The organism is Gilliamella sp. B3783, from assembly GCF_026536125.1.
Lineage (GTDB): Bacteria > Pseudomonadota > Gammaproteobacteria > Enterobacterales > Orbaceae > Gilliamella.
This window is the reverse complement of record NZ_JAFNOU010000010.1, coordinates 43,299-60,876: the sequence shown is the minus strand read 5'-3', so window position 1 is coordinate 60,876 and position 17,578 is coordinate 43,299. Positions and strand designations below refer to the sequence as shown.

20 protein-coding genes and 1 other annotated feature are annotated in these 17,578 nt (G+C 35.9%); of the genes, 14 read left to right on the top strand and 6 right to left on the bottom strand.

The annotated features are described in order from the left end of the window. The first annotated feature begins 2 nt into the window (after positions 1–2). Positions 3–464 carry a MarR family winged helix-turn-helix transcriptional regulator gene (locus tag J3U59_RS10590; RefSeq protein ID WP_267334233.1) on the top strand — a complete coding sequence of 154 codons (462 nt, stop codon included), beginning with the start codon at positions 3–5 and terminating at the stop codon, positions 462–464. A 537-nt stretch (positions 465–1,001) separates the two neighbouring features. On the opposite strand, the gene J3U59_RS10585 is transcribed toward J3U59_RS10590, so the two are convergent. After that, on the bottom strand, positions 1,002–1,634 hold the full coding sequence (locus tag J3U59_RS10585) for a TetR/AcrR family transcriptional regulator (protein ID WP_267334232.1): 633 nt from the start codon (positions 1,632–1,634) through the stop codon (positions 1,002–1,004). Positions 1,635–1,816: 182 nt separating this feature from the next. Here J3U59_RS10585 and J3U59_RS10580 point away from each other — a divergent pair, with 182 nt between their 5' ends. The 3 genes from J3U59_RS10580 (at position 1,817) to J3U59_RS10570 (ending at position 4,383) form a co-directional block, all read left to right on the top strand. Further along, positions 1,817–3,025, top strand: a complete 1,209-nt coding sequence (locus tag J3U59_RS10580) for a Tm-1-like ATP-binding domain-containing protein (protein ID WP_267334231.1) — start codon at positions 1,817–1,819, stop codon at positions 3,023–3,025. 12 nt (positions 3,026–3,037) lie between these two features. Then, positions 3,038–3,865, top strand: a complete 828-nt coding sequence (locus J3U59_RS10575) for a phosphoenolpyruvate hydrolase family protein (RefSeq protein WP_065634629.1) — start codon at positions 3,038–3,040, stop codon at positions 3,863–3,865. Positions 3,866–4,098: 233 nt separating this feature from the next. Continuing rightward, positions 4,099–4,383, top strand: a complete 285-nt coding sequence (locus tag J3U59_RS10570) for a hypothetical protein (RefSeq protein ID WP_065634630.1) — start codon at positions 4,099–4,101, stop codon at positions 4,381–4,383. Positions 4,384–4,516: 133 nt separating this feature from the next. On the opposite strand, the gene J3U59_RS10565 is transcribed toward J3U59_RS10570, so the two are convergent. From J3U59_RS10565 to J3U59_RS10555, 3 genes are all read right to left on the bottom strand, one after another. Continuing rightward, positions 4,517–5,407, bottom strand: coding sequence for a DUF4261 domain-containing protein (locus J3U59_RS10565; protein WP_065798263.1), 891 nt, complete (start codon positions 5,405–5,407; stop codon positions 4,517–4,519). A gap of 73 nt (positions 5,408–5,480) precedes the next feature. Beyond that, positions 5,481–6,362 (bottom strand): DUF4261 domain-containing protein, encoded by an 882-nt coding sequence (locus J3U59_RS10560; protein WP_267334230.1) that lies wholly within the window; start codon positions 6,360–6,362, stop codon positions 5,481–5,483. 129 nt (positions 6,363–6,491) lie between these two features. Continuing rightward, a complete protein-coding gene (locus J3U59_RS10555) occupies positions 6,492–7,394 on the bottom strand; it encodes a LysR family transcriptional regulator (protein ID WP_267334229.1) in 903 nt (300 codons plus the stop codon). Between the two features lie 140 nt (positions 7,395–7,534). On the opposite strand from J3U59_RS10555, the gene J3U59_RS10550 reads away from it, so the two are divergent. Then, entirely contained in the window at positions 7,535–7,948 is a 414-nt protein-coding gene (locus J3U59_RS10550; protein WP_267334228.1) for a DoxX family protein, read from the top strand. A gap of 452 nt (positions 7,949–8,400) precedes the next feature. On the opposite strand, the gene J3U59_RS10545 is transcribed toward J3U59_RS10550, so the two are convergent. Together J3U59_RS10545 and J3U59_RS10540 are read right to left on the bottom strand one after the other, a co-directional pair. Continuing rightward, on the bottom strand, positions 8,401–8,958 hold the full coding sequence (locus J3U59_RS10545; protein ID WP_267334227.1) for a hypothetical protein: 558 nt from the start codon (positions 8,956–8,958) through the stop codon (positions 8,401–8,403). Between the two features lie 121 nt (positions 8,959–9,079). Next, positions 9,080–9,631, bottom strand: coding sequence for a cysteine hydrolase family protein (locus J3U59_RS10540; protein WP_267334226.1), 552 nt, complete (start codon positions 9,629–9,631; stop codon positions 9,080–9,082). Positions 9,632–9,738: 107 nt separating this feature from the next. Between J3U59_RS10540 and J3U59_RS10535 the strand changes: the two genes are divergently transcribed. From J3U59_RS10535 to hisIE, 9 genes are all read left to right on the top strand, one after another. Further along, a complete protein-coding gene (locus J3U59_RS10535) occupies positions 9,739–10,131 on the top strand; it encodes an AsnC family transcriptional regulator (protein ID WP_267334225.1) in 393 nt (130 codons plus the stop codon). A 191-nt stretch (positions 10,132–10,322) separates the two neighbouring features. Beyond that, positions 10,323–10,448 (top strand) — a sequence feature (His leader region). A gap of 37 nt (positions 10,449–10,485) precedes the next feature. Then, entirely contained in the window at positions 10,486–11,385 is a 900-nt protein-coding gene (gene hisG, locus J3U59_RS10530; RefSeq protein WP_267334224.1) for an ATP phosphoribosyltransferase, read from the top strand. Positions 11,386–11,390: 5 nt separating this feature from the next. After that, positions 11,391–12,686 (top strand): histidinol dehydrogenase, encoded by a 1,296-nt coding sequence (hisD, locus tag J3U59_RS10525; RefSeq protein WP_267334223.1) that lies wholly within the window; start codon positions 11,391–11,393, stop codon positions 12,684–12,686. 15 nt (positions 12,687–12,701) lie between these two features. Continuing rightward, positions 12,702–13,760: a histidinol-phosphate transaminase gene (gene hisC / locus J3U59_RS10520; RefSeq protein WP_267334222.1), complete on the top strand. Its 1,059-nt coding sequence runs from the start codon at positions 12,702–12,704 to the stop codon at positions 13,758–13,760. A gap of 8 nt (positions 13,761–13,768) precedes the next feature. Beyond that, positions 13,769–14,836 carry a bifunctional histidinol-phosphatase/imidazoleglycerol-phosphate dehydratase HisB gene (gene hisB, locus J3U59_RS10515; protein WP_267334221.1) on the top strand — a complete coding sequence of 356 codons (1,068 nt, stop codon included), beginning with the start codon at positions 13,769–13,771 and terminating at the stop codon, positions 14,834–14,836. After that, a complete protein-coding gene (gene hisH, locus J3U59_RS10510; protein WP_065634642.1) occupies positions 14,836–15,423 on the top strand; it encodes an imidazole glycerol phosphate synthase subunit HisH in 588 nt (195 codons plus the stop codon). The genes hisB and hisH overlap by 1 nt, the downstream gene beginning before the upstream one ends. A gap of 2 nt (positions 15,424–15,425) precedes the next feature. Continuing rightward, on the top strand, positions 15,426–16,178 hold the full coding sequence (hisA, locus tag J3U59_RS10505) for a 1-(5-phosphoribosyl)-5-[(5-phosphoribosylamino)methylideneamino]imidazole-4-carboxamide isomerase (RefSeq protein ID WP_267334220.1): 753 nt from the start codon (positions 15,426–15,428) through the stop codon (positions 16,176–16,178). Next, positions 16,160–16,936 carry an imidazole glycerol phosphate synthase subunit HisF gene (hisF, locus tag J3U59_RS10500; RefSeq protein WP_267334219.1) on the top strand — a complete coding sequence of 259 codons (777 nt, stop codon included), beginning with the start codon at positions 16,160–16,162 and terminating at the stop codon, positions 16,934–16,936. Before hisA ends, hisF begins: the two co-directional genes overlap by 19 nt. After that, a complete protein-coding gene (gene hisIE / locus J3U59_RS10495) occupies positions 16,930–17,559 on the top strand; it encodes a bifunctional phosphoribosyl-AMP cyclohydrolase/phosphoribosyl-ATP diphosphatase HisIE (RefSeq protein ID WP_267334218.1) in 630 nt (209 codons plus the stop codon). Before hisF ends, hisIE begins: the two co-directional genes overlap by 7 nt. The last annotated feature ends 19 nt before the right edge of the window (positions 17,560–17,578 follow it).

The window sequence follows — 17,578 nt, the reverse complement described above, 5'->3', positions numbered from 1 at the left end:
TGATGATTCAGGACAATAAGTTTCGTACACAATTTGTAAAAGACGCTGACTCATTAGGATTTGTCTTTATGCGCACTTATTCGTCCTGGCAGACCAAAATCAAACAATGTCTAAAAAAATACGCGATTACTCACCCCCAATTTATTGTACTGGCAACGCTTGCTTATCTATCCCAATCTGATGACGAAATAACCCAAGTAATATTAGCGACCAAAACCAATATTGATGTCATGACAATTTCGCAAATTTTAGATAATTTAGAAAAAAAAGGGTTAGTAAAGCGATCGACCTCAATCAAAGATAGCCGAGCAAAGCGTATTAATTTGACACAAAGTGGTTTAGATAAAGCCAATGAAACAGTATCTTTAGTGGAAGCGATCGATAATCAATTTTTTTCAGTATTGGGCAATAACACGCCAATTTTTCATCAAATGCTATCAAAATTGTTAGAACGTAATCATTGAACTTATGCTAGACAACAAGTTAGCCATAGTCGATTAAACAACTAAAAACAACAACAACCGGATGAAGCAAATCCCACAGATTTACTTTTAATTTTTCCCTCCTTTTCATCAATCACTATTAAATAAAAATCTGTACTCAGTTTTAGCGTGCTAGCGTTTTACTTGTTATTAGCATTTTTGCGGATAAAAGCCCAGTTGTGTCTAGTCATTTTAGGTTGGTCTACATATAAACATGCTGGATAATAAATCATAGCACTTTAAGTTTAGAGGTAATCAGCATTACACACTCAATACTATTTTCAATTTTATTGCTGAATAAAAGATAAGGCACTTTTTCCAATATGCTTTTAACGTACTTGCTTGTTTTAATTAAGCTAAGTTGATGTTCTCACGTTGCTAGGGCTGATAAGGCTAAGGCATTTCTCATCATTTTCTTTACGCTGATACTACACTTTTAGTGTAGATTATTATCAACAGATTCAATAAACTTTAATGTAGTTCCATTAATTAGAGCGTTGAGCTGTTAGCATACTGCGTTTATTGAATTTTTAGCGCATCTTGTTTAGCCTGATTAATGACTGCTTTAGCCATCCATTGTGACAAAGATACTACCTGTTGGTTATCGAGTTTCCAGATATCTTTTAGCACTAAAAATATTTCTGACCCATAAATAACCGAAATCGCATGCAAAACATTATTATAGATTTGTTCAGGCATTTGAGATTTAAGTGGTTTTAAAATAGTTGATAAAATTTCCTTCCGGTTACCACGAACTAACTTATCACTTTGTTGAGATGACGTTGTTCTTTCTGCTGCCCATTGTTGTAATGAAATTCTTAATGCTGCACGAAGTGCCCCTTCATGTTTTAACATTTGTGGAAAGGCAAAAGCTAAAAAATCCAATATTTGTTGATCTGGATCTTGATTATCGGATTGCCAGTTAAAAAGCGGCTCTAATGCGCTTTCTACAACAGCAGCAATTAAGTCGCTTTGAGTTGGAAAGTAACGATATGCTGTGGCTCTAGATATACCCGATTTATCTGCAAGTTCAGTAATCGTCAGTTCACACCCCTGCTCTAGGGCATTTAGTGCAGTATTGATTAAACGATCAAACGTTCGTTTTTTCACACCGCTATATTTAGGTGATGAAGCTAAGCTGTTATGAGTCATACGGTCAATTTTCTAATTACATTTTTAATGTATATATCATACTTCAATTTTCGGTATTCAATAAATTTTATGATTTAACAAAAAATGAGACTAAAGTCTCATTTTTGATTTATAATATGTGTCAGACTATCACCCCATAGGTCGAAGTATCGAATTTCAATTTATCCATAAAGGAGGGATAAATGACATCTAACAATATGATTTATTTAGTATCGACACTTGATACCAAAGGGGAAGAGATTGTTTATATTAAAAAACTGCTCGCTGAAAAAAATTTAAGCTGTAAAATTGTCGACTTATCAACGCAGCCCCATGCTTTTAATCATCTGGCTGATGTCAGTGCCAGTCTGATTGCTAGTTTTCATCCTGAAGGTAGTGGTGCTGTTTTTTGTGGTGATAGAGGAAAAGCCATTGTCGCAATGGCGAAAGCATTTGAGCTATTTTTATCTAAACAAAACGATATTGGTGCAATACTAGGGTTGGGTGGTTCAGGCGGCACTGCATTAATTACACCTGCTATGCAGTCATTAGCAATTGGCATACCTAAATTGATGGTATCAACCATGGCATCGGGTGACATTTCGGGTTATATCGGTGCTAGTGATATTGCCATGATGTACTCAGTTACTGATATTGCCGGGATAAACGTTATCTCAAGAAAAATTTTAAGCAATGCAGCAAACTTTATCGCTGGTTCAATATTATTTAAAAAGCAAGAAGTGGTCGAAGATAAACCAGCGATAGGGTTAACGATGTTTGGTGTAACAACGCCATGTGTACAATCTGTTTCAGCTCAGCTTCATGATCAATATGATTGCTTAATTTTTCATGCCACGGGTAGTGGTGGAAAGGCAATGGAAAAATTAGCCGATAGCCACCTTTTACATGGTGTGCTTGACATTACAACAACCGAAGTATGCGACTATTTATTTGGCGGTGTATTGGCTTGCGATGATAATCGGTTTGATGCGATAGCTAGAAGCCAAATACCTTATATTGGATCTTGTGGGGCACTCGATATGGTTAATTTTGCAAGTCCTGATACCATTCCTGAAAAATATCAAAATCGATTGTTCTATCCACACAATCCCCAAGTAACATTAATGAGAACCACACCAGAAGAAAATCAACAAATGGCGAATTGGATTGCAAATAAACTTAACCAATGCCAAGGATATGTCACCTTTATCATCCCCGAAGAAGGATTTTCAGCCTTAGATATAAAAGGCGGTGCGTTTTGGTCACCAGACGCTAACAAAGCCTTTATTGAAGAGTTCGAAAAAACGTATCTGGTCACCGAAAAAAGACGATTAATTAAAGTTCCTTATCACATAAACTCACCACAGTTTTGTGATCTAATTATCAACGAATTTAAAAAAATAATGAAATAAATGGAGAGAATTATGACAAGTAAACGCGCACAGTTATTAAAAAAATTTCACGATATGATTGCTAAAGGTCAACCAATCATAGGTGGAGGAGCAGGTACAGGATTATCGGCAAAATGTGAAGAAGCAGGAGGCATCGATCTCATTGTTATCTATAATTCTGGACGTTATCGCATGGCGGGAAGAGGATCATTAGCCGGTTTACTCGCTTATGGTAATGCCAACGAAATTGTTATGGATATGGCAAAAGAGGTGTTACCGGTAGTTAAAAATACCCCTGTGCTAGCTGGCGTAAATGGCACCGATCCATTTTGTCAATTTGATCAGTTTTTAGATAAATTAAAAGAAACCGGTTTTGCAGGCGTACAAAACTTTCCAACTGTTGGTTTAATCGATGGTAACTTTAGGGCAAATCTTGAAGAAACAGGCATGGGGTATGCGTTAGAAGTTGAGATGATTCGTCAAGCAAATCAAAAAGATTTACTGACAACACCTTATGTATTTAGTGAACAAAATGCTATTGATATGGCAAAAGCCGGCGCAGATATTTTAGTACCTCATATGGGACTAACAACCGGCGGAAGTATCGGGGCAGAAACTGCACTAAAACTTGCTGACTGTGTACCACTAATTAATCAATGGGCAAAAGCAGCGAAGGCAATTCGACCTGATATCATCATACTATGTCATGGTGGTCCAATTGCAACCCCTGAAGATGCTGAGTATATTTTACAAAATTGTCCAGATTGTAATGGTTTCTATGGTGCAAGCTCAATGGAACGTTTACCGACCGAAATTGCTCTAAAACAGACCACCCAGCAATTTAAAGCGATTCGTCGTTAATCTATAATCGCCAAAAACTGCACAAAATTATTAAAGAACGGCTCAATCATCCTAGAGCCGTTACTTTAACATTAAATACCTCAAGCAATATTCTTTATAAAATACGTATAGCCATAGTATCCAAAAGATCGCGATAAAGATTCAATCAAATTTGATAAAATAATTGATAACAGATAAAAGGCCAAGTATAACTACACATAATAACTTGATTTAACTTCGTATAAAGGTAGCAAATGCTAGACATTCTTAATTTTATTGAATCATATCAGAAACATCATTCTGTATTTGATCGAAAGTTAGCGTTAATAAAACAGTTAATTATTTATCTCGATAAACATGATTTTCAAGGTCATATTGACAACATTTTGCCCATTTTGGATCAGCACACCGGTTACAGTGAATTCCGAATCATGAATGATTGTGAATCGAACAATCCGAATTTATGGATAGAATACCAATATCATGGCAAACATATTCGACTTAGTCCTGGCGATATTGTCATTACCATGAAAAAATGATATCAATGCTAAGTGATATCATTTTTCATAAATTTATAATGATTTTTTAATTTATTTAATCATCGGTAATGAAATTAAAAATGATAAAAACCATTACGTTGATAATGTCATTGCAAATGAGTGAGTCATTCAATTAAGAATTAACTTGACTATCATGGATTTCAACAACGAGCACATTACCTTCATCTTTTAGGAAAGATTCATCATTATTTGGTGCGCGTAGAGACATCATTTTGTCATCGCCACATTCCATTGTATCGCCCGCAACCATGGTTGCACCACTTTCACGTAAATAATTGAGCACATTACTAAATAACGTAAAGTAGTATTCGCTTTCATCATGACTTTTCGCTAATACAGCAAAATCTGGCAGCCCAAATGCATCGGCACCATAGGTACGCATCCAGACACCGTCGACGTTTTCCACTTGATATTTAACAAACCCACAGAACAATGTTGGTAAAGAAGTGGATAGTAAATCAATTCCATCTTCATCAGTAACTAATTCTAACAGTGATTCAATTGGGAAAGAAGTATGAGCTTGCTCATTTATGACGGCTAACGCATTAAACGTTGCAAAACTTGCTGCTAAACGCGCCAATGCTAAATATTGTTCGAGGACATCTTGCTCATAGCCTTTATAAAATAACATTAAATGACTATCGTGATGACGAACTTGTTCTTTGATATCTTGGCTATAATGTGCTGAGGCAATACAAGGCTCTAACGCATTGGCAGGATAAGGATGATTCATACCAATTAATTGAATAACATGTTTATCCCAACCAATTAACAAGTAACATCCTCCATCTAATTGCTCGAATGGTGTTTCATATTGAATATTTTTTATTGAAGGATCTATCTTAAGTAGCGCTTCTTTTAATTGATTTTTATCAAAATCCAATTTGCCCTTAAACAAAACACTTAGGCTTATGGCATTGTCAATATTTGGATTAGCCACTAATGTGCCACTCTCTAACATTGATTTGTTTTTTTTACCAAAAAGACGTGAAAAAAAATTCATTGATACCTTCCTTTATCATATACAATCAAAAAATAAGCACTAAATTGTCATTAGTGCAGGATGTTATTGAGAATTATACTTTACGATATTGCGCCACTAATACCAAACTTCCATCTTTTAAAAAGCCCTCTTCTGCTGAGGGTTCACGCAAAAGCATTATTTTACCGCGATCATCTTCGATAGTATGCCCTGCTGCTATTTCTGCATGAGTCTGATGCAAATACAATAATAGATTATTGAATATATTTAGGTATTTATCTGTTTCATCAAAACTATCAGCAAACGCAGCAAAATCGGGAAATCCTAGCTGACCAGCACCATAAGTTCGCATACAGATGCCAGTATGAATATCTACTTTCATGGCTTTAAAACCGACAAAAAATAGGGGTAAACATTCACAAAGTAATTCAATCCCATTATCGCTCTCGACTAACGCACTAACCACATGAGTTGACAAAATAGTCTGTGCCTTTAGGTTAAGTAGCCCTACCATATTAAAATGTTCAAAACCAATAGCAAATTGCGTTAATATCAAATACTGTTTAATAAGATCGTCTTCATAGCCATGATAAGAGATGATAATATGGCTATTATGATTTTTAATCGTTTGAATTAAATCTTGATTATCCTTGGCAAATTCAATACTTTGCTTTATTACCTCGGGTGAGCAAGCCGTATCAAAACCAACAACTTTAATTAAGTGTTGGTTCCAGCTCGCTAAAGCATTAAATGCTTCACCCTTGCCACAAGGCAAAGACTGGAACTTGACTTTCTTCATTGAAGAATTAATTTTGCCTAGAGATCGAGTTAATTTATTGAAATCAAAAGAGAGAGTACGATCAACTAAAATAGTTAATGAAAGTGGATTTTTTATAGCGGGATTTTCAATGATCGCACTGTCTGATTGCGCTACATTACTTTTTTTAAAAGTAAACAGTCTAGACAAAATACTCATGAAAATTTCCTAATACATTGTTGTGTTATAACATTATTTATAACAAAATATGACTTTAATCATTTTTATGTATACATTATATTATTTATCTATTTTTTTCAAATAGTATCGTTTTTTTCAACAACAACTTTACCACTGTACCTGTTCAAGCTCACTGATTAAAAAGTCGATTAAGCAACGAGTACGAAGTGGCAATAATTTACGGCTTGGATACATTGCATAAATATTATAATCTTCAACATAATAATTAGTTAAAACCGAAACTAACTGGCCGGCTTTAACATCTTGACCAATAATGAAGTCAGGCTGCTTTGAGATACCACCACCTTGAAGTATTATTTGCCTGCATGTATCGCCATTATTACAATAGACATTTGCACTCAAATTTACAGAATAACAGCGATTATTTTGATAAAAATTCCATTGCTCTTTTTTTGCCCAGTGACTGTACATAATAATTTTATGTTGTTTAAGATCATCGGGATTTATTGGCATGCCATAGTGAGCAATATAATCAGGGGAAGCGGCTACAATCATTTTAGTTGTAGCTAATTTACGACTAATTAAAGAAGAATTGTCTAAATTACCAATTCGAATAGCTAGGTCATATCCCTCTTCCAATAAGTTAACAAAGCGATCGGATAGAGTGATATCTAAAATGATTTGAGGATATTTTTTGCTAAATTTTTGCCATAATGGCGCTAAATGCAAAACACCAAAACTAACAGGAACATTAACTCGTAAAATACCTTGTGGGCTAGCTTGCTTTAAACTCAGACTTTCTTCTGCTTCTGCTGTAGCATTAATAATGGCTTTTGCTTGCCAGTAAAAGGTTTGCCCTTCATTAGTTACAACCATATTACGTGTTGTACGCTGTAATAATCTTACTTGTAGGCGATCTTCTAAAGCTTGAATATAACGGGACACCGCTTGTTTAGACAAATTTAATTTACCCGCTGCTTCAATAAAACTGTTACAATCAACAACGGTGACAAAAACTGTCATCTCCAAAAATTTATTTGATTTATTCATCCATTTTCACCTAGTCAAGTAATTGTTCCACTTAATGAGACAATAAGTCACATAATAGCTTATTTATCTACAAATAAATAACCATTATGATGAACTTACCATTTAAATGATAATAATTGTTAACATATAGGAAAAATAAAATGAAACAATATCGAATTGATTTAGCCTCACTTATTTTACGCATTACGCTTGGTGTCATGTTTTTAGCGCATGGTTTTACTAAATTAGTTGTGTTTACCCCTGCTGGCACTGCCCAATATTTTGAGTCACTTGGTTTTCCAGGTTTTGTGGGGTATTTAACTATTTTGTTTGAAATTGGGAGTGGTGTTTTATTATTGTTAGGGATTTTCACACGCATAATCAGCTTTTTAGCCGTAATTCAGATGATTGTTATTACTTATATTCATTCAGCAAATGGATGGATGTTTACAAATACGGGGGGCGGCTTTGAATACCCTGCATTTATGGCAATGACAGCATTAAGTTTATTGCTATTAGGTACTGGATGCTTTAGCCTTTTCTCTAAAAGGTATCAATTAATCAATCAGCTATAAAAATCAAACAATAAATTAAAAAGTTAATAAGAAAAAACAAAGGAAAGGCAAAATTAAGCAACAAGCTTATTGCCTTTCCTAATACAGTTGCAATGAAAATATTAAGGAAATTAATTTACGCTCATCTCTTCAATAATAGCACTAACAATTTTGTGCGCTTTGTGCGCTTTTTTTAATCACTTTACCACGTTGTTCATGCCCAATTACTGTCGGCAATATCATGGGACAATTTAAGCTTAATTGCTAAGATTTATCCTCCCCTTATGTTACCGAGTTAATATAATAATTTTTTTGATTTACTGTGGTTACCGAATCACAAAAATTGACAGTTGAAACATCAGTAGAATTGATCCCAAAATTTGCATCATAACCCTACTTGAGATAAATACGATAAATCGTATCGTTAGAAAAAAGACTAACCGCTACTTTGTTAACATTCATTACTTGGAAGTTTACTCAATCATAGTAGGGATAATCAGATAAATAGGCCAAAAGCATGTAGACAAAAACGGTAAGATAAAATAGATCACATCAAAAAATTTCTGTTTTTTACCTTGGTACGTTTTTCTATGTAATTGATAATATCGAATAGCAAAGGCAAAAAGAATACCTGTTATTGGAAATAATAAAAGGGAAAATTCCCTATAACATAGACTGTATGATAACCATCCAATGATAAGTAATGTCGCAACTTGAGTACAACGATACAAATCAACTTTATAATTATTAGATTTATTTAATCTGTTAGCACGATGGTATCGAATTGTGATCGGAAAAAGAATAGTAAAAATGGATAACAGCACTAATACCATCACACCCATATCCATATAGATATAATCAAACAAGTCAAAGCAAAGTAAACCAATAAAAATGACTAAACAATATTTAACAAACCAATGATATCTAATCCCAAAAAACAAAAAAGCACTTAAATAGGGTAAATAAAAGAAAGGAAACATAAACAGCCATACGAATATATAGCTATCGGTATGATCTGAAGGATGCAACATGACGAATTCTTATAATAAATAACCTTTTTTCATATAGTTAAATTATATCACATTGCAAATCAACAATAAAATTCAATAAAAACATCAAAAGAATCGATTTAATAATTGTTCATTCTATGACTTAACTAATCTCAATAAACTGTTTACAACTTATTACAGATGCAAAATTCATTAAAGCAGACATAAAACTGTTATGGACAGTTTTAGCCGGTATCAATTCACCATTAAACTCAAGATCTCGAGTAGTGCAAGCATCATCAATCAATATTGGTTGATAACCTAATTCGCTGGCACATCGCGTCGTGGAGTCAATACACATATGACTCATCATGCCACAAATAACTAATTGTTTAACATTTTGCTGCTGTAATTTTTTTTGTAAATCGGTTTGAAAAAAACTATTGGGATAAGACTTTTGTATAATTTGCTTATATTGATTGCTCGAAGCTAGCAAATCTGGGTGAATGTCGGCACCATGACTCCCTTTGGCAAAAAAAGTTGCATTAGGATCTAATTTAATATGTTGAATATAAAAAATGGGTAAGCCATTTTCGGAAAAATATTTTTGTATTGTTAAGATGTTGTTTAGAACACGTTCAGTATCAACTAATGTAAATTTACCTTGCGGAAAATAGTCATTTTGTACATCAATAATTACTAATCCTTGTTTCACTGCTTTCTCCTGTCATTGTTTTATACAACTAAATTATGCGATAATTTGTCATTGCCTAACATAGTGTATTGAAAGCATTTAGATAAATTAACTTTCAGCGTGAAAAAATGGATAAAAAAGATCGAGCTATTTTAAATGAACTTAAAAATAACAGTCGACAATCCTGGAAAGAGATTGGTGAAAAAATCTATCTGTCTGGTCAAGCAGTCGGTCAACGAGTAGTAGAGTTACAAATTAAAGGTATTATTGAAAAATTTACAATCAAAGAAAAAACCAAACATCTGCAATTCATCACTATTTACATGAACACGAATCAATTTGAATCTTTCGAGCAGCTAATTAAATCTTATTGCGAAATAATTGAGTTTTATAAAATTACCGGAGATGGCTGTTATTTTATAAAAAGCTGTTTTGATCCCCAAACACTAACAACTTTTTTAGAAAAAATAGAATATTTTTGTCGTTATAAGGTCAGCCACCAGCTAAAAAATATTCTATAAAATGGTCATGTTTATTCACAATAAAGAGGTCAAATCGACGTTAAGGTAAATTTTTTTTAGATTTTTTTGATCAAAACTAAAAAAACAGTTGCCAGTGAGCAAAAACTGTTATATTTTGTACAACAGTATTTATAGTCAATTAAATTATTGGTTTATTTTATGAATTGTTTTTGCGCTTTAGTTATTAAACATCATCACCATCATCATTCCTGAATAGTCTTCGGGCGATAGGTGCTGGAAGACATTTGATCTTCCGGTGATAACGCAAAAGCAAATAGAAAACCCTCGGAAGATCAAACTTCCGAGGGTTTTTTGTTTTTAGTTGATAAATTTTGGTTAAGTTGGAGAATAAATATGTTGGATAATTCACGTTTACGCATTGCTATGCAAAAATCAGGACGCTTAAGTGATGAGTCAAAAAAATTGCTTGCGCAGTGTGGTATTAAAATTAATCTTCAAGAGCAACGTTTAATTGCTTTTGCTGAAAATATGCCAATTGATATTTTACGTGTTCGTGATGATGATATACCTGGTTTGGTAATTGATGGAGTCGTAGATATTGGTATTGTTGGTGAAAACGTTTTAGAGGAAGAAGTGCTAGACCGTCAAGCAGAAGGTGAAAATCCACAATATAAAAAATTACGACGTTTAGATTTTGGTGGCTGCCGTTTATCAATCGCTGCGCCGCGTGATTTTGATTATACTGGCCCTGAATGTTTAAATGATTTACGTATTGCCACTACTTACCCACACTTATTGCGTCGTTATCTATCTCAATACAACGTCAACTTTAAAACTTGCTTGCTAAATGGTTCGGTCGAGGTCGCTCCGCGCGCTGGACTTGCCGATGTGATTTGCGATCTTGTCTCTAGTGGCGCCACGTTAGAAGCCAACGGGCTACGAGAAATTGAAATTATTTACCAATCTAAAGCTTGCCTGATTCAGCGACAAGGTGAAATGCCACAAGTCAAACAAGCCTTAATCGATAAAATAATGACACGTATTCAGGGTGTTATTCAAGCACGAGAATCAAAATATATAATGTTACATGCTCCAACTGAAGTGTTAGACCAAGTCGTTGCATTGTTACCCGGCGCTGAGAATCCAACAATCCTCCCGTTGACGGGCGAACAAAATCGAGTTGCGCTGCACATGGTTAGCAGCGAGTCACTGTTTTGGGAAACCATGGAAAAATTAAAAGCATTAGGTGCCAGCTCTATTTTGGTATTACCAATTGAAAAAATGATGGAGTAATAAAAATGAAAATCTCATATTGGCAACAATGTTCAGATAAACAACAGCAAGCACTACTCATGCGACCTGCCATTGCTGCATCAGATACTATCAGTCAGGCTGTTACGGCAATTTTAGAACAAGTAAAACAAGACGGTGATAAGGCACTAATAGCACTTAGTAATAAATTTGATAAAGTCCAAATTAAACAAATAAAATTAACTGAAGCTGAAATAAAAGCGGCAACTGCTCGAGTCAATCAAGAATTGAAGCAAGCCATGCAGTTAGCGGTATCAAATATCAAAAAATTCCATCAAGCCCAAGTTAAACCTGTCATCAATGTTGAAACGATGCCAGGCATAAATTGTCAACTAGTCACTCGACCTATTGATTCAGTAGGGTTATATATTCCAGGTGGTTCAGCCCCCTTATTTTCAACGGTATTAATGTTGGCCACTCCAGCAAAAATTGCCGGATGTCGTAAAGTAATTTTATGTTCGCCCCCTCCAATCGCTGACGAAATTTTATATGCTGCTGAACTTTGTGGCATAAGTGAAATTTATCAATTAGGTGGAGCCCAAGCTATCGCGGCAATGGCATTTGGCACAGAATCCGTCCCTAAAGTTGATAAACTCTTCGGACCCGGTAATGCTTTTGTGACCGAAGCTAAACGCCAAGTGAGTCAACGCCTTGATGGTGCTGCTATTGATATGCCAGCGGGCCCTTCTGAGGTTTTGGTCATTGCTGATAGTTTGGCAAATCCAGCCTTTATCGCAGCCGATCTATTATCTCAAGCAGAGCATGGCCCGGATTCACAAGTGGTTTTGCTTACCCCTGATGAAAAAATCGCGCAAGCAGTATCTACTGAAGTGGACAAACAACTTAGTACATTATCACGACATGAGATCGCCCAAAAAGCTTTACAAGAAAGCCGTTTGATTGTGACTAAAGATTTAGAAGAATGTGTAACAATTAGTAATCGCTATGGGCCAGAACACTTAATTATACAAACCCGAAATGCAGATGACTTAGTTGATAAAATAAACAGTGCTGGATCAATCTTTTTAGGTGATTGGTCGCCGGAATCTGCTGGTGATTATGCATCGGGTACCAACCACGTACTACCCACTTATGGTTATACAGCAACTTACTCAAGTCTTGGGCTAGCTGATTTTCAAAAACGTATGACAGTGCAAAAACTCACTCAAGAAGGGTTGAAAGAGATTGGTCATGCCGTTGAACTCATGGCAGAAGCAGAGCAGCTAACCGCCCATAAACAAGCGGTTAGTTTACGATTAGCGACACTAAATACAACCAAGTAAAATTAGGGATAAACAATGGACATTAATCAACTAGTCAGAAAGAATGTGCAAAAACTGACCCCATATCAATCCGCCCGTCGTATTGGTGGTAAAGGTGATGTATGGCTTAACGCTAACGAATACCCTGTTGCGCCTCATTTTGAATTAACTGAACAAACCTTAAATCGCTATCCAGAACCACAACCTGAACAGGTAATTAGCCGATATGCGCAGTATGCAGGAGTCACTAATGAACAATTAATTGTCAGTCGAGGGGCAGATGAAGCGATTGAACTATTAATGCGAGCATTTTGTGAGCCAGAACAAGATAGTATTTTATATTGCCCGCCAACTTATGGTATGTATCAAGTTAGCGCTGAAACACTCGGAGTTCAAACCAAAACAGTCCCTACTAAGGCAGATTGGCAACTCGATCTTGACGCAATTAAACAAAATCTTGATAGCGTAAAATTAATTTATGTCTGTTCACCCAATAATCCAACCGGTAACCTAATTAATCCTGATGATATTAAATCATTACTTAATATGGCAAAAGACCGCGCGCTAGTTGTTATTGATGAGGCTTATATCGAGTTTTCGCCTGAATCTTCTGTGATCAAATGGTTAGCGACCTATCCACATTTAGTGATTTTACGGACTTTATCTAAAGCATTTGCTTTGGCAGGATTACGCTGCGGGTTTACCATCGCTAATAAACCGGTGATCGATGCTTTACAAAAGGTCATTGCTCCCTATCCGTTAGCAACCCCAGTAGCAGACATTGCCGCTCAAGCTTTAAGTAAAGACGGCATAAATACCATGAAACTTCACGTTATCAATCTCAATAACCAAAAAGAAAAATTTGCAAACGCACTGAATCAATTATCGATTGTTGAAAAAGTTTATCCTAGTCGATCTAATTACTTATGTGTTAAATTCCAAGATGATAAAGATGTATTTAAGACCCTTTGGAATCAAGGTATCATTTTGCGAGATCAAAGCAAATCCATTGGACAAAAAAATATTATTCGAATATCTATTGGCACACAAGCCGAATGTGAAGCTGTAATATCAGCACTCAAAGCGATAAAATAGGAGCAATAATGTTACAAAAATATTTATTTATTGATCGTGATGGTACATTAATTACCGAACCACCTATTGATTTTCAAGTCGATCGTTTTGAAAAATTGGCTTTTGAACCTAATGTTATTCCTGCCCTACTTAAACTCCAATCAGCAGGCTATAAATTAGTCATGGTCACAAATCAAGACGGACTTGGCACTAAAAGTTATCCGCAACAAGATTTTGATGGACCGCATAATTTAATGATGCAAATCTTTACATCACAAGGAGTTAACTTCGAAGAAGTCTTGATCTGCCCTCATTTTCCTGAAGATCATTGTCAGTGTCGTAAACCTAAAATACAACTGGTTCTTCCTTATCTTACCAGTGGCAAATTAGATAAAGCGCATAGTTATGTAATTGGTGACAGACTTACCGACATGCAACTTGCCGAAAATATGCAAATAAAAGGATTGCACTATAATCCCGAAACACTTAATTGGAGCGAAATAGCCCAAAGGCTAACCACAGCTGATCGTTATGCTAAAGTTGAACGTAATACTAAAGAAACTAAAATTTTAGTTGAAGTCTGGCTTGATCGTCAAGGTGGTAGTCAAATCAACACCGGTATTGGTTTTTTTGACCATATGTTAGATCAAATAGCGACACATGGCGGAATTAAACTCAATATTCAAGTACAAGGTGATTTACATGTTGACGATCATCATACTATTGAAGATACTGGACTTGCCTTAGGCGAAGCCTTAAAACAAGCTCTAGGTGATAAACGGGGTATCACACGTTATGCTTCGGTCATTCCAATGGATGAATGTTTAGCAAAATGCGCGATGGATATCTCGGGCCGACCATATCTTGTTTTCTCGGCACATTTTACTACACCAAAAGTTGGCGATATGAGTACACAAATGGTTGAACACTTTTTTTACTCACTAAGTTATGCAATGGCAATTACTTTACATATCGAAACTGAAGGTGTTAACGATCATCATAAAGTAGAAAGCTTGTTTAAAGCTTTTGCCAGAACATTAAAACAAGCTATTAAGATTGAAAGTGACAGATTACCAAGCTCAAAAGGAGTCCTGTAATGAATATTGTCATTTTAGATACCGGTTGTGCTAACCTTTCATCAGTAAAATATGCCATAGATCGATTAGGTTATAAATCGATAATCAGTCTTGATCCTAATGTGGTACTTAATTCAGATAAACTGCTTTTACCTGGCGTCGGCTCGGCTTCATCGGCAATGCAAAAACTCAAAGATCGCGATTTAATTGATCTCATTAAAGTTTGCACCCAACCAGTATTAGGGATTTGCCTTGGCATGCAACTTTTAGCTGATTTTAGCCATGAAGGGCATGTTCATACTTTAGGCATTATCCATGAAACAGTAACTGAAATACCTGATCGTGGATTGCCACTACCTCATATGGGATGGAATCAGGTCTATCCCAAAGCCGGACATCATCTGTTTCGTGATATTCCAGATGGTGCTTATTTTTATTTTGTACATGGATACGCGATGCCATTATGCTCAGCAACTATTGCAGAAACCAATTACGGCGAAAGCTTTACCGCTGCCGTACAAAAAGACAACTTTTACGGCGTACAGTTTCATCCCGAGCGTTCTGGCTCGGTCGGTGCAACGTTGCTAAAAAACTTTTTGGAGATATAACAATGTCAACATTTCCAAATATTATACCGGCACTTGATTTAATTGATGGTTCAGTTGTCCGTTTACATCAAGGTGATTATGATCAAAAACGCAATTACGGTAACGATCCTTTAACTCGGTTACAGTCTTATGAAAAGCAAGGTGCAAAATTACTACATCTTGTTGATTTAACTGGTGCCAAAGATCCAAACGCACGGCAGATAGCCTTGATTAAAACGTTAATAAGTGGCGTTAACGTACCGGTTCAAATCGGAGGTGGCATTCGCACACAAGCAGATGTCACAGCCCTGCTCGATGCTGGCGCTGCACGGGTAGTTATCGGCTCGACAGCAATAAAGCAACCAGAAATGGTTAAACAGTGGTTTGAGCATTACGGTCCTGAAGCTTTGGTATTGGCACTCGATGTTCGAATTGACAGCCAAGGCGATAAATACGTTGCAATACATGGCTGGCAAGAGGACTCAAAGCAAAAACTTGAACAAGTTATTGATAACTACCTACCATTTGGTTTAAAGCATGTTTTGTGTACCGATATTTCGAAAGACGGAACCTTAAGCGGTTCAAATGTTGAATTATACCAAGAAATTAGTCAAAAATACCCACAAATCGAGTTTCAAGCCTCTGGTGGGATTGGTCAATTAGACGATGTTAAAGCATTACAAAACAGTGGTGTAGCAGGCGTAATTGTTGGGCGAGCATTACTTGAAGGTAAATTTACAGTTCAGGAGGCAATTTCATGCTGGCAAAAAGGATAATTCCTTGTTTAGATGTTCGTAATGGTCAAGTAGTAAAAGGTGTACAGTTTCGCAATCACGAAATTATCGGTGATATCGTACCTTTAGCGAAAAGATATGCCGAAGAAGGCGCTGACGAACTGGTATTTTATGATATTACAGCCTCATCTGATGGTCGAGTTGTTGATAAAAGTTGGGTGGCAAAAGTTGCTGAAGTTATTGATATTCCTTTTTGTGTTGCTGGCGGGATTAAAACGGTTGAAGATGCAGGTCAGATATTAACATTTGGGGCCGACAAAATTTCGATCAACTCACCCGCATTAGCTAATCCAGATTTAATTACTGAATTAGCAGATTGTTATGGTGTGCAATGTATTGTTGTTGGAATCGATACTTGGTATGACCAACAATCTCAACATTATCATGTTTATCAATTTACAGGTGATGAAAAGCGTACAGTTGCGACCAAATGGACTACCTTAGATTGGGTAAAAGAGGTACAAAAACGCGGCGCTGGTGAAATCGTATTAAATATGATGAACCAAGATGGTGTGCGTAATGGGTACGATTTGACACAACTACAAGCTGTGCGTGATGTTTGTCATGTGCCTTTAATTGCCTCAGGCGGCGCAGGCACAATGGCGCATTTTTTACAAGCGTTCAGGGACGCAAATGTGGATGGCGCTTTAGCCGCTTCTGTTTTTCATAAACAAATTATCAATATTGGTGAACTTAAACAGTATTTAGCTCAACATGGAGTAGAAATTCGATTATGCTAATTCCAAATTCCGATACCAAATTAGACTTAAGCAAACTTGATTGGCAAAAAGTGGATAATTTAATGCCTGTTATCATCCAACATTATGTCTCGGGTGATGTCTTAATGCTTGGCTATATGAATCAAGATGCACTAACACAAACACAAAATAGTGGCAAAGTAACCTTTTATTCACGCACTAAACAGCGTCTATGGACTAAAGGTGAAACATCTGGCAATTTTTTAAATGTAAAAAGCATTTCAACCGATTGTGATAACGATACATTACTTATTTTAGTTGATCCTGTGGGTCCAACTTGTCACACGGGCACTAACAGCTGTTTTGCGCAGGCACAAACGACATGGGGTTTTTTATTTCAACTAGAACAGTTGCTTGCAGCGCGCAAAAGTGCTGATCCAACATCATCCTATACAGCTAAATTATATCATGATGGAACAAAACGGATTGCACAAAAGGTAGGTGAAGAAGGCGTTGAAACTGCTTTAGCAGCTACCGTTCATGATAAAGAAGAGTTAAAAAATGAATCAGCTGATTTGATTTACCATTTACTGGTATTATTGCAAGATCAAAATCTATCACTACAAGATGTGATAGGTATTTTAAAAGCACGCCATAAAAAATAGTGCTAAACGAAAAAGTGCG

Bases quoted from the DNA above. Each gene is read 5' to 3' on its own strand.
- J3U59_RS10590 (WP_267334233.1), top strand. From the start codon at position 3: ATGATTCAGGACAATAAGTTTCGTACACAATTTGTAAAAGACGCTGAC.
- J3U59_RS10555 (WP_267334229.1), bottom strand. From the start codon at position 7,394: ATGAATAAATCAAATAAATTTTTGGAGATGACAGTTTTTGTCACCGTT.
- J3U59_RS10575 (WP_065634629.1), top strand. From the start codon at position 3,038: ATGACAAGTAAACGCGCACAGTTATTAAAAAAATTTCACGATATGATT.
- hisB (WP_267334221.1), top strand. From the start codon at position 13,769: ATGTTACAAAAATATTTATTTATTGATCGTGATGGTACATTAATTACC.
- hisH (WP_065634642.1), top strand. From the start codon at position 14,836: ATGAATATTGTCATTTTAGATACCGGTTGTGCTAACCTTTCATCAGTA.
- J3U59_RS10545 (WP_267334227.1), bottom strand. From the start codon at position 8,958: ATGTTGCATCCTTCAGATCATACCGATAGCTATATATTCGTATGGCTG.
- hisG (WP_267334224.1), top strand. From the start codon at position 10,486: ATGTTGGATAATTCACGTTTACGCATTGCTATGCAAAAATCAGGACGC.
- hisIE (WP_267334218.1), top strand. From the start codon at position 16,930: ATGCTAATTCCAAATTCCGATACCAAATTAGACTTAAGCAAACTTGAT.
- J3U59_RS10585 (WP_267334232.1), bottom strand. From the start codon at position 1,634: ATGACTCATAACAGCTTAGCTTCATCACCTAAATATAGCGGTGTGAAA.
- J3U59_RS10565 (WP_065798263.1), bottom strand. From the start codon at position 5,407: ATGAATTTTTTTTCACGTCTTTTTGGTAAAAAAAACAAATCAATGTTA.
- hisF (WP_267334219.1), top strand. From the start codon at position 16,160: ATGCTGGCAAAAAGGATAATTCCTTGTTTAGATGTTCGTAATGGTCAA.
- hisA (WP_267334220.1), top strand. From the start codon at position 15,426: ATGTCAACATTTCCAAATATTATACCGGCACTTGATTTAATTGATGGT.
- hisC (WP_267334222.1), top strand. From the start codon at position 12,702: ATGGACATTAATCAACTAGTCAGAAAGAATGTGCAAAAACTGACCCCA.
- hisD (WP_267334223.1), top strand. From the start codon at position 11,391: ATGAAAATCTCATATTGGCAACAATGTTCAGATAAACAACAGCAAGCA.
- J3U59_RS10535 (WP_267334225.1), top strand. From the start codon at position 9,739: ATGGATAAAAAAGATCGAGCTATTTTAAATGAACTTAAAAATAACAGT.
- J3U59_RS10560 (WP_267334230.1), bottom strand. From the start codon at position 6,362: ATGAGTATTTTGTCTAGACTGTTTACTTTTAAAAAAAGTAATGTAGCG.
- J3U59_RS10580 (WP_267334231.1), top strand. From the start codon at position 1,817: ATGACATCTAACAATATGATTTATTTAGTATCGACACTTGATACCAAA.
- J3U59_RS10570 (WP_065634630.1), top strand. From the start codon at position 4,099: ATGCTAGACATTCTTAATTTTATTGAATCATATCAGAAACATCATTCT.
- J3U59_RS10550 (WP_267334228.1), top strand. From the start codon at position 7,535: ATGAAACAATATCGAATTGATTTAGCCTCACTTATTTTACGCATTACG.